Origin of the sequence: Streptomyces sp. NRRL B-1347 (assembly GCF_000720325.1) — a bacterium.
Lineage (GTDB): Bacteria > Actinomycetota > Actinomycetes > Streptomycetales > Streptomycetaceae > Streptomyces.
The window spans coordinates 23,631-35,992 of record NZ_JOJM01000076.1 but is presented as its reverse complement, the minus strand read 5'-3'; the positions used below and the strand labels follow the sequence as shown (position 1 = coordinate 35,992).

At 73.1% G+C, this 12,362-nt stretch carries 6 protein-coding genes and 1 pseudogene; 3 read left to right on the top strand and 4 right to left on the bottom strand.

Annotated features, from left to right (window positions below; all coding sequences use genetic code 11):
- The 3 genes and pseudogenes from IG74_RS51450 to IG74_RS0138455 form a co-directional block, all read left to right on the top strand.
- Window positions 1-129, top strand: a pseudogene (locus IG74_RS51450) (ABC transporter ATP-binding protein); the annotation flags it as partial.
- A 136-nt stretch (window positions 130-265) separates the two neighbouring features.
- On the top strand, window positions 266-2,482 hold the full coding sequence (locus tag IG74_RS0138460) for a CDP-glycerol glycerophosphotransferase family protein (protein WP_030687013.1): 2,217 nt from the start codon (window positions 266-268) through the stop codon (window positions 2,480-2,482).
- The gene (locus IG74_RS0138455) at window positions 2,479-4,152 is read left to right on the top strand and encodes a glycosyltransferase family 2 protein (RefSeq protein ID WP_037826787.1); all 1,674 of its coding nucleotides are present in this window, start codon (window positions 2,479-2,481) and stop codon (window positions 4,150-4,152) included. The genes IG74_RS0138460 and IG74_RS0138455 overlap by 4 nt, the downstream gene beginning before the upstream one ends.
- Here IG74_RS0138455 and IG74_RS0138450 read toward each other — a convergent pair.
- The 4 genes from IG74_RS0138450 to IG74_RS0138435 all read right to left on the bottom strand — a co-directional run bounded on the left by IG74_RS0138450 (window position 4,133) and on the right by IG74_RS0138435 (window position 12,183).
- Window positions 4,133-5,668: a hypothetical protein gene (locus IG74_RS0138450; protein ID WP_030687011.1), complete on the bottom strand. Its 1,536-nt coding sequence runs from the start codon at window positions 5,666-5,668 to the stop codon at window positions 4,133-4,135. The genes IG74_RS0138455 and IG74_RS0138450 overlap by 20 nt on opposite strands.
- Window positions 5,652-6,176, bottom strand: a complete 525-nt coding sequence (locus IG74_RS0138445) for a GtrA family protein (protein ID WP_030687010.1) — start codon at window positions 6,174-6,176, stop codon at window positions 5,652-5,654. Before IG74_RS0138445 ends, IG74_RS0138450 begins: the two co-directional genes overlap by 17 nt.
- Window positions 6,173-6,958 (bottom strand): polyprenol monophosphomannose synthase, encoded by a 786-nt coding sequence (locus tag IG74_RS0138440; protein ID WP_420710016.1) that lies wholly within the window; start codon window positions 6,956-6,958, stop codon window positions 6,173-6,175. The genes IG74_RS0138445 and IG74_RS0138440 overlap by 4 nt, the downstream gene beginning before the upstream one ends.
- Window positions 6,959-7,209: 251 nt before the next feature.
- Window positions 7,210-12,183, bottom strand: a complete 4,974-nt coding sequence (locus tag IG74_RS0138435; protein ID WP_030687006.1) for an NAD-glutamate dehydrogenase — start codon at window positions 12,181-12,183, stop codon at window positions 7,210-7,212.
- Window positions 12,184-12,362: the final 179 nt, after the last annotated feature.

Genomic DNA, 12,362 nt, shown 5'->3' with positions numbered 1-12,362 from the left:
AACAAGTCGATCCGTGACACCTGTGACCGGGTCCTGTGGCTGGAGCGCGGCGAGCTGCGCATGGACGGGCCCACCGACGAGGTCATCAAGGAGTACGAGCGCTTCACGAGCGGCGACGGCAAGGGCTGACCTCACCGCCTCCATCGGCCACCCCCGCCGGCTGCCCCTGCCCCTGCTGCCTGCCCCCCAAGAGCCTTTCCCCCTTTGTGCCATCAATGTCCAGATCATTACACTATGGGAGCGTTGAGCGACTTAAGGAGTGCGCGTGAGGGAGAACCGGCCGCACCTGAGCGTCGTCGTCCACGGGCGCAACGTCCAGGGCCACTTGAGCGAGAGCCTCGACGCCGTCGCCCGCCAGGCCGGCACCGACGTGGAGGTCGTCGTCGCCGCCGTCGGCACCTCCGCGCGGGCCGCGGCGGCCCGCCACCCCGGCCTCACCCTGGTCGCCCTGCCCGACGCCACCCCGGACGGCGCGGCCCGCGCGGCGGGCGCCGCCAGCGCCCGCGGCCACTGGCTGCACTTCGTGCACAGCAAGGACAGCGTGCCGCCGGGCGCCGCCCGCGCCGTCGCCGAGCGCGCGGCCGCGCTGCCGGACACGGTGGACGTCCTGCTCACCGACCACACCAGGTCGACGTGGCGCCACACGCGCCTGCCGAGCCCCGACGGCCGGTTCCTGGCGAAGCCGGGCCGCCGCGAGGTGTCCCTCGCGGACTGCCCCGACCTGCTCAAGGTCACCCCGCTCCTGGGCAACCGGGTGCTGCGCCGGGACTTCTGGCAGGCGCACCAGGACCAGCTGGCCACGGACGACGAGCTGTTCACGGCGTACGCCGCGCTCCTGGCCGCCGACCGGATCGCGGTGCTCGGCCAAGCCGCCCTGGAGGAGCGCCGGTTGCGGCCCGAGAGCCTGCCGCCGCCCACGGCGGACGACCGCTTCGCCCTCCTGAGGACGTACGAGCGGCTGCTGCGCCTGGCCGAGCGGAGCGCGGCGGGACCCGGCCCTTCCGAAGTCCTGTACGCGGCGATGGTCACCGCCTGCCTGCGGACCGTCGCCCGCGCGGGGCTTCCGGAGCCGGTGGCCCGTGAGTTCTTCCACCGCGCCTCGCTGGCCGCGGTCGCCTTCCGCCCGCCGGGGCACCGGCGCCCCGGCGGCCTTGAGGGCGTGCGCCGCCGCCTGCTCGAAGAGGACGCATACACGAAGTACCGCGCCTTCCAGCTGGCCAACCAGCAGCGCCGCAAGCTGAGGTCGGCGGTGGCGGGCGGCAGGCGGAAGGCGGCCAAGACGGTCCGCGCCGTCCAGTACCACCAGGACCTGAGGCGCCCCGTCGACCCGCGCCTCGCGGTGTTCTCGGCGTACTGGGACCGGGGCGTCGCCTGCAACCCCGGCGCGATCGCGGCGAAGCTCGCGGAGCTCGCCCCCCACATCCACCCGGTGTGGGTGGTGTCGCGGGCGAACGAGCCGCTCCTTCCGCCGGGCACGGACCACGTGGTCCCCGGCACCCGCCGCTACTGGCGCGTCATGGCGACGGCCAAGTACCTGGTGAACAACGCCAACTTCCCCAACGCGATCGTCAAACGGCAGGGCGCCGTGCACCTCCAGACCCACCACGGCACCCCGCTGAAGCGCATGGGCCTCGACCAGCTCGACTACCCGGCCGCCGCGCAGGGCCTGAACTTCCACGAGCTGCTCGCCCGCGTCGACCGCTGGGACTACAGCCTCAGTTCCAACAGCCACTCCACGGAGACGTGGCAGCGCGCCTACCAGTCCCGCTACGTCGAGCTGGACCACGGCTACCCGCGCAACGACGTCTACTACACCGCGACGGCCGCCGACGTCCGGGCCGTCCGCGACCGCCTCGGCATCGCCCCCGGCAAGCGCGCCCTGCTCTACGCGCCCACCCACCGCGACTACGAGGCGACCTGGACCCCGCGCCTTGACCTGGCCGCCCTGGCGGACCGCCTCGGCGACGACACCGTCCTGCTGGTCCGCGGCCACTACTTCTACGGCGGCGGCACGGGCTCGCCCCTCACGGCCCTACGCCGCACCGGCCGGGTCGTCGACGTGTCCGCGTACGACCCGGTGGAGGACCTCGCCCTGGCGGCGGACGCCCTGATCACGGACTACTCGTCCATCATGTTCGACTACGCCAACCTGGACCGGCCGATCGTCGTCTACGCCGACGACTGGGAGACGTACGCGAAGACGCGCGGGGTCTACTTCGACCTGCCGGCCGAGCCCCCGGGTGCGGTGGCGCGCACCCAGGAGGAGCTGACGCGGATCCTCACCACCGACGCCTGGCGGGACGCGGCGGCGCGGCGGGCGCGGGCCGCCTTCCGGCGCCGCTTCTGCGAGTTCGACGACGGCCGGGCGGCGGAGCGGGTGGTGCGCCGCGTGTTCCTGGACGAGCCGGATTCGGCCCTGCCGCCCGTCGTGCCGCTGGACGAGCGCACCCCCGCCCCGACGCCCGAGGAGGCCGTCCGGTGACCCCCGACGTGACGATCACGGTCATCGTCTTCAACGACGCGGCCCGCCTGCCGCGCGCGGTCCGCTCCGCGCTCCGCCAGACCCACGGCGACATCGAGGTCGTCATCAGCGACGACCACTCGACGGACGACACCCCGCGCGTGGCCCGCGCACTCGCCGCGGAGGACCCGCGCGTCACCTACCTGCGGCTGCCGGAGAACAGCGGCGGCTGCAGCGCGCCCCGCAACCGCGCGATCGACATCGCCCGCGCCCCGTACCTGATGTTCCTCGACAGCGACGACGAACTGCCCGAGCGCGCCGTGGAATCGCTGCTCGCCGCGCACGCCGAGCGCGCGGCCGACTTCGTGATGGGCGCGGTGGAGCGCGTCCGCGTCGACACCGGCCGCACCTCCACCTGGATGCCCCACCTGGTCGCCGAGCGCCGCACGGTCGAGGGCATCGAGACCGAACCCGCCCTGCTCTTCGAGCACTTGTCGACGAGCAAGATGTACCGCAGGTCCTTCCTCGACCGGAACGGCCTGCGCTTCCCCGAGGGCATCCACTACGAGGACCAGCTGTTCTCGGCCCAGGCCTACTGCCTGGCCAAGGCCTTCACCGTGATCCCCGAGCCCGTCTACCGCTGGTACATAGAGCCCTACGGCGCCGCGTCCTCGGCCTCCATCTCCAACCAGCGGCACAAGCTGAGCAACGTGCGCGACCGCGTGCACGTCCAGGGCCTCATCGACGACTTCCTGCGCACCAGCGGGCACGCGAGCCTGCGCGAGGCCAAGGACTACAAGTTCCTCAAGCACGACTTCCGCATGTACGCGGGCGACCTGCCCCACCGGGACGACGCCTGGCTGCGCGGCTTCGCGGACATCGTGAACCCGTATCTGGCGGGCCTGTCCCCCACGGCGTACGAGCGCCTGCCGCGCGCCGAGCGCGTGGTCCTGCGCCTGGTGCGGGACGGGCGCCTCGCCGACGCCCGGGTCGCGGCCCGCGGCCTCGGCCACGGCGTGGCCCCGCGCGAGGCGGCTGCGGACCGGGACGGCCGCCTCTACTGGGGCGCGCGGGTCCCCGCGGCCCCCGCGGCCCGGCGCGACCTCGACCTCACCGACCTGGGCCTGGACACCCGGCCCTTCCCCAGCGCCCTGTTCCGCCACGAGCTGACCCGCGTCGAGCCGGGCCCCGGCGCCACCCTGCGGCTGCGCGTGCGCACCTACGACCCGGGCCTGCGGCTCCCGGTGGGCCCGCGGGTGGCGTCCCTGGTGGTGGCCCCCGGCGGGCGGCGCCTGACGGTCCGCTTCCGTCTCGACCCCGTACGGCCCGGCGTCTTCGCGGGCGAGACCGTCCTCGACCTGGCCGGGGCCGCGCTGCCGCCGCAGGGCTTCGACGGCGTCCGCCACCCCCTGGTCCAGCTGACCGAGGGCCCGCTGCGCAACAGCGGCCTGCTGCTCGCGCCCCTGGACTTCCCCGCGGTCACGGCCCGCGTCGGCTACCGGCACGGCACCGCCCCGCATCAGGTCACGGTGGAGCCGGAGGGCCGGGGCGCGGGCCGCCTCCAGCTGCGCTGGACGCCCGTGGGCGTGACGGCCCGGCTGGTACGACCGCTGGCGCGACGGGTCACCGGCGGGCGCGCCGGGGCCCGCCTTCGCGAGGCGGCGAAGCTCCTCAGGAGCGTGGCGCGCTGACCCGGGCCTCGTAGAGGACCTGCCCCCGCAGTCCCCTCGCCACCTCGCGCAGCGCGGGGTCGCCGGGGCGCGGGCCGCCGTCTCCCGGGCGGGCCACCACCCACCGCACCCCGTACCGGCGCAGCACCTCCAGGCGGGCGGCGCGCGGGGTGCCGGGCGCGAAGTAGCGGCGGACGGCCGCCTCGCGCGCGGCCTCGTCGGGCAGGAAGAAGTCCGGATAGCCGGGCGCCACGGTGTACGCCCCGTACGCCGGGATCTGCCGGGCCGGGAACGTCTTGGCCATGACCACGTCGCCGTAGCGCACCCACGGGGTGATCCAGCGGTAGCCGGGCCAGGGCTCCCGGTACTTGGCGGCCACCGGCGGCGGCAGGGCCGACCTCGGCAGGACGTAGCCGAGCGCGCCCGCCTGGGTCCAGGCCCCGGCGGCGAGGGCCAGGGCGAGCAGCGCGGCGAAGGCGGCGCGGGCCCGGCCGAAGCCGCCCTCCACGGCTTCCAGGGCGGCCGCGAGCTGGGCCGGGACGAGCGCGGCGGGCAGGGCGCGGCCCCAGGAGTAGTGGCCGGTGCACAAGCCCGCGGCGACGACCGCCGCCCCCAGGACGAAGAAGAGCACGAGTGGATCGCGCCGGTCGCGGCGGAAGCGGAGCGCCAGCGCGGCCACGCCCAGGAGCACGAAGGCGTAGCGCCCCGGCAGGTCGCGGTACAGGGCGCGGTGGATGTCCTCAAGGCCGCCGCCCGCGCCGAGGAGGGCGAAGAAGGAGTAGTACGGCCACACGGCGAGGAGCACGAGGCCGAGGAGGAGCGCCCCGAAGGGGCGCGGGGAACTGCGCGACCAGCCACGACGGATCCGCAGCCGACCGGCAGCCGACCGCGGCACGACCGCCGAAGCGCCCAGCGCCACGATCCCGAGGGACGCGACCACCCCCGTGAACTGGTGCACCAGAAGGATCACCGCCCACAGCCCGCCCAGACCGAGCCACCTCCCCCAGCCCGCGCCGTCCCGCAGGGACCCGCGCAGCCACGCCCAGAGGTGGAAGGCGAGGCCCAGCGCGAAGGTGCTGGGGTACGCGACCGTCAGGGCGAGCGAGTCCAGGCCCAGGAAGCCGCTCCACGAGAAGAGCGCCGGGCCCCACAGCAGGAGCAGCGCGAGCAGCGCCAGGGGCGGGGCGGCCCGGTGGTCGCTGAGCGTGCGCGTGAACCGCCAGACGCCGGTGACCAGGGCGGCCAGGCCCACCAGGGCCGCGCCGCGGAGCACCCCGAAGGTCCCGGCCCCGGTCAGCCGCGCCACGGCGCCGAGGAACACCGTCCAGGGCGAGTAGTACGGGCTCGCCGCGTCCGCGTCGACCAGCGGGTCGCCGGGGTGGAGCAGATCGTGCCTCAGCCGTTCGACGGTGGCCGCGTGGATGCCGAGGTCGCCCCGCCAGGGAAGGCGGACGATCACGGCGATCAGGAAGGCGACGACGACGGCGGCACCGAGCCGGGCCGCCGCGACCGCGCTGCCGCTACGCGCCCCGCGTATGACCACGGTGCTGGAACACCCACGTCCGGTACACCAGGAACCGGAAGGCCGAGGCCAGCAGGATGGACTGGGCCTTGGCGACGTTGGCGCCGAGGGGGCCGTTCATCCCCGCCCCGTGGTACGCCGCGTAGAAGAGCAGGGTCTCCATCGCCACGCCGATGCCGCTGAAGGCGAAGAACAGGACGATCTGGCGCCTGGTGCGCCGGGCCCGGTCCCGGTAGGCGAAGAAGCGGAAGCCCAGGTAGTTGGTGCCCATGGCGACCGCGCTTGCGAGGACCGTCGCGGCCATGGGGGCCGAACCCAGGCCGTGCAGCAGGAGGTTGAAGACGAGGAAGTTGACCGCGACGCCGCTGCCGCCGACCACGCCGAACTTGACGAGCTCCACGCACAGGCGGCGCAGGCGCGGCGGGACCCGCCGCGGCCGCGCCAGACGCTGCCCCGGCGCCGCCGCGGCCGCCTCGTGCGGCGCGCCCGCGAGCCGGGCCGCCTCGTGGACCGTGCTCGTCATCCCAGCGGCCCCCGGTCGCCGCGTGCCGCCCGCGCCGCCCGGCCCACCAGGGCGTCGCGCGCCCCGCGGCGCGTGTCGCGCAGGCGCAGCTTCCAGGGCATGGCGACCGACTCCAGCTGCACCATCAGGTTCATCTTGGACTCGCCGACGGTGCGGTCCTCGAAGTGGATCGGCACCTCCACGAGGCCGAAGCCGTGGCGCAGCGCGCGGTACTTCATCTCGACCTGGAAGCTGTAGCCCGCGCTGTCGACCGTCGCGAGGTCCACCGCGCGCACGGCGTCGGCGCGCCACAGGTTGAAGCCGCCGGTGATGTCCCGGACCCGGGTGCCGAGGATCGTGCCCGCGTACGCGTTGGCCCAGCGGGAAAGGATTCTGCGGTGGGCACCCCAGGCGTCGGAGAGGGTGCCGCCCTGGACGTAGCGGCTGCCGACGACGACCCCCGCGTCGGTGGCGAGGGCCACGCCGAGCAGCTCGGCGACCTTGTCGGCGGGGTGGCTGCCGTCGGCGTCCATCTGCAGCACGTAGTGCGCGCCGTCGGCGACGGCGCGCGCCATGCCCGCCGCGTAGGCCCGGCCGAGGCCGTCCTTCTCGGTGCGGTGCAGGACGCGCACGCGGCGGCGCCCCTGGGTCTCCCCGACGCGCCGCGCCAGCTCCTCGGCGATCGCCCCCGTGCCGTCGGGGCTGGAGTCGTCGACGACGAGCAGGCTCAGTCCGGGCAGCGGCAGGGCCATGAGGGCCTCGGCCGTCCCGGGCAGGCTGCCCGCCTCGTTGTACGTCGGCATCACGACGGTGAGCGGGGTGGCCGCCCACTCCTCGGGCAGCTGCGGCGCTCCGAAGGCACGAACCGCGCTTTCCGCAGCGTCCAGCGGACTTGCTTCTGTCATCGGCTTACCCTGTGACCTTCCCGAAATAATCTCATCCACCGTACCCCAAATGCCCGTTTTGCCAGCGCAGGCGCGTTCGGCGCGTACGGACGCGAAAACGCCGGGGCGCCCCGCACCGATCGGTGCGGGGCGCCCCGGCTTCGTACGGACTACGAATGCGTGCGCAGCAGCGTGCGCATCGTCCTCATGGCCACCGACAGGTTCGCCAGGTCGAAGGCGTCCGAGCCCTGGATCTCCTCCAGGGTGGTCCGGGCCCGGCCGAGGATCGCGGCGTTCTTCTCCTCCCACGCCTTGAAGCGCTGCTCGGGCGTCGAGGAGGCGTCGCCGACCTCCAGGACGTCGGCCGTCAGCGCGGCGTGCGCCGCGTACAGGTCCTCGCGGATGGAGGCCCGCGCCATGGACTGCCAGCGGTCGTTGCGCGGCAGCTCGATGATGCGGTCCATCAGCTGCGTGATCCGCAGCCGGTCGGCGAGGTCGTAGTACACCTCGGCGACGTCCAGCGGGTCCCTGCCCTTGCGGTCGGCGACGGCGACGATGTCGAGCGCGGGGAAGGCCGAGGAGAACCCGGCCACGCGCTGGGCCAGCTCGTCCGGCACCCCGGCCCCGGTGAGCTCCTCGCGGATGCTCTCGTACCACTCCAGGTCCGAGCCGCGCACCAGCTTGGGCAGCGCCGCCCACACCCGCGTGACGCCCTCGCTGAAGAAGGTGACCGTCTCGGCGAGCTGCAGCGGCTGCGGCCGGTTGTTCAGGAGCCAGCGCGTGCCGCGCTCGACGAGGCGGCGGCAGTGCAGCCGGACCCGCGTCTGCACGTCGGCGGCCACCACGTTGTCCAGCGCCTCGACGGCGTCCCACACCTCGCCGAGCCCGAAGATCTCGCGCGCGGCGAGCTGCGCCCGGACGATCTCCTCAAGGGACGCGCCGGTCTCCTCGCGGAGCCGGTGCAGGAAGGTCGAGCCGCCCGAGTTCACGGTGTCGTTGACCAGGACCGTGGTGATGATCTCCCGGCGCAGCGCGTGCCCGTCGACCTGCTCGGGGAACTTCTCCCGCAGCGCCTTCGGGAAGTACGCGTGCAGCAGCCGCCGCAGGTACTCGTCGTCCGGCAGCGAGGTCTGGATCAGCTCGTCCGCCGTCACGATCTTCGTGTACGCGAGCAGGACGGCCAGCTCGGGCTGCGACAGACCGCGGCCCGAGCCGAGCAGCTCGCGGATCTGCCGGTCGGCCGGCAGGAACTCCAGGGAGCGGTCGAGGCGGCCCTCGCGGCCCAGGCGCCGCATGAAGCGCTGGTGCGCGTGCAGCAGCGAGGGGGCCTCGAAGACGGAGTTGGCGAGCGCCGTGTTCTGCGCGTAGTTGTTGCGCAGGACCAGCTGGCCGACCTCGTCGGTCATCTGGGCGAGCAGCTTGTTGCGCTGCTTGACGGTCATGTCCCCGGCCTGCACCACGGCGTTCAGCAGGATCTTGATGTTCACCTCGTGGTCGGAGGTGTCCACGCCCGCGCTGTTGTCGATGGCGTCCGTGTTGATGCGTCCGCCCGCGCGGGCGAACTCGATCCGGCCGAGCTGGGTGAGACCGAGGTTGCCGCCCTCGCCGACGACCTTCACGCGCAGGTCGGCGCCGTTGACGCGGATGGCGTCGTTGGCCTTGTCGCCGACGTCCGTGTGCGACTCGGCGGACGCCTTCACGTAGGTGCCGATGCCGCCGTTCCACAGCAGGTCCACCGGCGACTTCAGGATGGCCTGCATCAGCTCGGCGGGCGTCATCTTGGCGCCGCCGGTCTCGATGCCGAGGGCCTCGCGGATGTGCGCGTTGAGCTGGATCGCCTTGGCCGAGCGCGGGAAGATCCCGCCGCCCGGGGAGAGCAGGTCCTTGTTGTAGTCGGCCCAGCTGGAGCGGGGCAGCTCGAACAGACGGCGGCGCTCGGCGTACGAGGTGGCCGCGTCCGGGTTCGGGTCGATGAAGATGTGCCGGTGGTCGAAGGCGGCCACCAGGCGGATGTGCTCGGACAGGAGCATGCCGTTGCCGAACACGTCGCCGGACATGTCACCGACGCCGACGACCGTGAAGTCCTCGGTCTGCGTGTTCACGCCCAGCTCGCGGAAGTGCCGCTTCACGGACTCCCAGGCGCCGCGCGCGGTGATGCCCATGCCCTTGTGGTCGTAGCCCGCGCTGCCGCCGGACGCGAAGGCGTCGCCGAGCCAGAAGTTGTAGCTCTCGGCCACCTCGTTGGCGATGTCCGAGAACGTCGCCGTGCCCTTGTCGGCCGCGACCACCAGATAGGTGTCGTCCTCGTCGTGGCGCACCACGTCGGCCGGGGGCACGACCTCGCCCGCGACCAGGTTGTCCGTGATGTCGAGCAGCGCCGAGATGAAGATCTTGTAGCAGGCGACGCCCTCGGCGAGCCACGCGTCGCGGTCCACCGACGGGTCGGGCAGCTGCTTGGCGACGAAGCCGCCCTTCGCGCCGACCGGCACGATCACGGTGTTCTTCACCATCTGCGCCTTGACCAGGCCGAGGATCTCCGTACGGAAGTCCTCACGCCGGTCCGACCAGCGCAGACCGCCGCGCGCGACCTTGCCGAAGCGCAGGTGCACGCCCTCGACGCGCGGCGAGTACACCCAGATCTCGTACGCCGGACGCGGCTCCGGCAGGTCCGGGATGGCCTGCGGGTCCAGCTTCATGGAGACGTAGCCGTGCGGCCTGCCGCCCGCCGCCTCCTGGAAGAAGTTGGTGCGCAGCGTCGCCTTGATGACGGTGAGGAAGGAGCGCAGGATGCGGTCCTCGTCGAGCGACGCCACCTGGTCGAGGGCGCCGTCGAGCTCTTCGAGCAGGCCGTCGGTCAGCTCGGTGCCCGCGCGCTGGCGCTCGGGCGACATCCGGGCCTCGAAGAGGGAGACGAGCAGCCGCGTGGTGTGGACGTTGTTGCGGAGGGTGTCCTCCATGTAGTCCTGGCTGAAGGTGGAGCCCGCCTGGCGCAGGTACTTGGCGTACGCGCGCAGGACCATCGCCTGGCGCCAGTTCAGACCGGCGCGCAGCACCAGCGAGTTGAAGCCGTCGACCTCGGCCTCGCCGGTCCAGGCGGCGGCGAAGGCCTCCTGGAAGCGCTCGCGGCCGTCGTCGCCCAGGTAGTCGCCGCTGCCGTTGCCCAGCTTGGGCATGCGCAGGCCGAAGTCGTAGATCCACGCGTTCGTACGGTCCGCGCAGCGCAGCTCGTACGGCCGCTCGTCGGTGACCTCCACGCCCAGGCGCTGCAGGACGGGCAGGACGGCGGACAGGGAGACCTGGCCGCCGGAGCGGTAGATCTTGAAGCGGCGCTCGTCGGGGGCGGCGCCCACCGGCTCGTACAGGCTGAGCGCGAAGTCCTTGTGGCCCTGCTGGAGGTGCTCCAGGTGGACCAGGTCGGCGACGGCGGCGCGCGGCGTGTGGTCGGCCTTGTAGCCCTCGGGGAACGCGCCCTGGTAGCGGCGGAGCAGCTCGGCGGCGCGCTCCTCGCCGCACTCGGCGGTCAGCGCCTCGGCGAAGCCGTCGGCCCAGGAGCGGGCGGCCTCCACCAGGCGGGACTCGATGCGCTCGACGTCGGCGTCGGAGAGCGCGGGGACCTCGCCGCCCTTGGGCACCCGGACCACGAAGTGGATGCGGGACAGGATCGACTCGGTGTTCCAGGCCGTGAAGTCGACGCTGGCCCCGTTCAGCTCCTCCTTGAGGATGTCGATGATCCGCAGCCGTACGCCGGTGGTGTAGCGGTCGCGCGGCAGGTAGACCAGGGCCGAGTAGTAGCGGCCGTACACGTCCTTGCGCAGGTAGAGCCGAAGGCGGCGGCGCTCCTGGAGGTACAGGACGCTGGTGACGATCGACCGCAGCTCGTCGGGCGGCGTCTGGAACAGCTCGTCGCGCGGGTACGTCTCCAGGATCTGGAGCAGGTCGCGGCCGTCGTGGCTGTTGGGCGAGAAGCCCGCGCCCTTGAGGACCTCGGCGACCTTGCGCCGGATGACGGGCACGCGACGCACCGACTCGGTGTACGCGGCGCTGGAGAAGAGGCCGAGGAAGCGGCGCTCGCCCACCACGTTGCCGTCGGCGTCGAACTTCTTCACTCCGACGTAGTCGAGGTAGGACGGCCGGTGGACGGTCGCGCGGCTGTTGGCCTTCGTCAGGACGAGGAGCTTGTGCTCGCGGGCCTTGGCGCGAGCGTCGGCGGGCAGCCGGTTGAAGGACGGGCCGCCCGGGTGGTGGTCGTCGCCGCTGTGCTTGGGGTCGGAGCGCAGGATGCCGAGGCCGGTGCCGGGCACGGCGGACAGGGAGTCCTCGTCGGTGAGGTCGTACTCCCGGTAGCCGAGGAACGTGAAGTGGTCGGCGGCCAGCCAGCGCAGCAGCTCGCGGGCCTCCTCGACGTCCTCGCCCTGGACGTCGGACGCGGTCGGCTCGGTCGGCAGCTCGTCGGCGATGCGCAGCGCGGAGTCGCGCATCTTCTCCCAGTCCTCGACGGTCTCGCGGACGTCGGACAGGATGCGCAGCAGGTCGGTGGTGATCTGCTTCAGGTCGGAGCGGTCGGTCTCGCGGTCGATCTCGACGTGGATCCACGACTCGGTGAGGGTGTCGTGCGGCTTCTCCGCGCCCGGCGCCCCCGCGGGCAGCACCTCGAGGAGCTTGCCGGTCAGGTCGCGGCGCACGATGACCTGCGGGTGGATCACGACGTGGATGCCGCGGCTCTGCCGCGACAGCTCGTTCGTCACGGAGTCGACGAGGAACGGCATGTCGTCGGTGACGACCTCGACGACGGAGTGGCTGCACGTCCAGCCGTTCTCCTCGACCGTGGGCGTGTGCACGCGCACGTTCGCGGTGCCCTGCGGGCGGTTCTCGGCGAGACGGTAGTGCGAGAAGGCGGCGCCGAAGACGTCGACCGGGTCGCGGTCGGTGAGGTCCTCTGGGGCGGTGTGCAGGTAGTAGCGCTGGAGGAACGCGAGCACCTTGTCCTGGTCGGCGTGGGCGGCCCGGTCCGAGCCTGACCCGCCACCGCCCTTCGACCCGGTCGGTGCTCCCGTTGGCAGGCGCCCCCCGACCGGGCTGTTCTCAGCTACCCGGGCGGCCCGCGCGAGCAGCTCGGCCTTGGCTTCGTCCAGCTTGGTCTGCATTGTCCTCTGACTCCTGTCGCGCGCCGTTGCGTGACGTAGAAGGAAGTGATGTGCCATAACGCCGCGACACGGGGTCTCCGGTCGGTGTCGACGTTATGCCGCGATGAGCGATGAGCGGGCGGGATTCCGCCATTTCCGGGGTGATCGTTGACCGGTCCTGGGGGTCGCGCTGACCGCGC

Bases quoted from the DNA above. Each gene is read 5' to 3' on its own strand.
- IG74_RS0138445 (WP_030687010.1), bottom strand. From the start codon at position 6,176: ATGACGAGCACGGTCCACGAGGCGGCCCGGCTCGCGGGCGCGCCGCAC.
- IG74_RS0138440 (WP_420710016.1), bottom strand. From the start codon at position 6,958: ATGCCGACGTACAACGAGGCGGGCAGCCTGCCCGGGACGGCCGAGGCC.
- IG74_RS0138435 (WP_030687006.1), bottom strand. From the start codon at position 12,183: ATGCAGACCAAGCTGGACGAAGCCAAGGCCGAGCTGCTCGCGCGGGCC.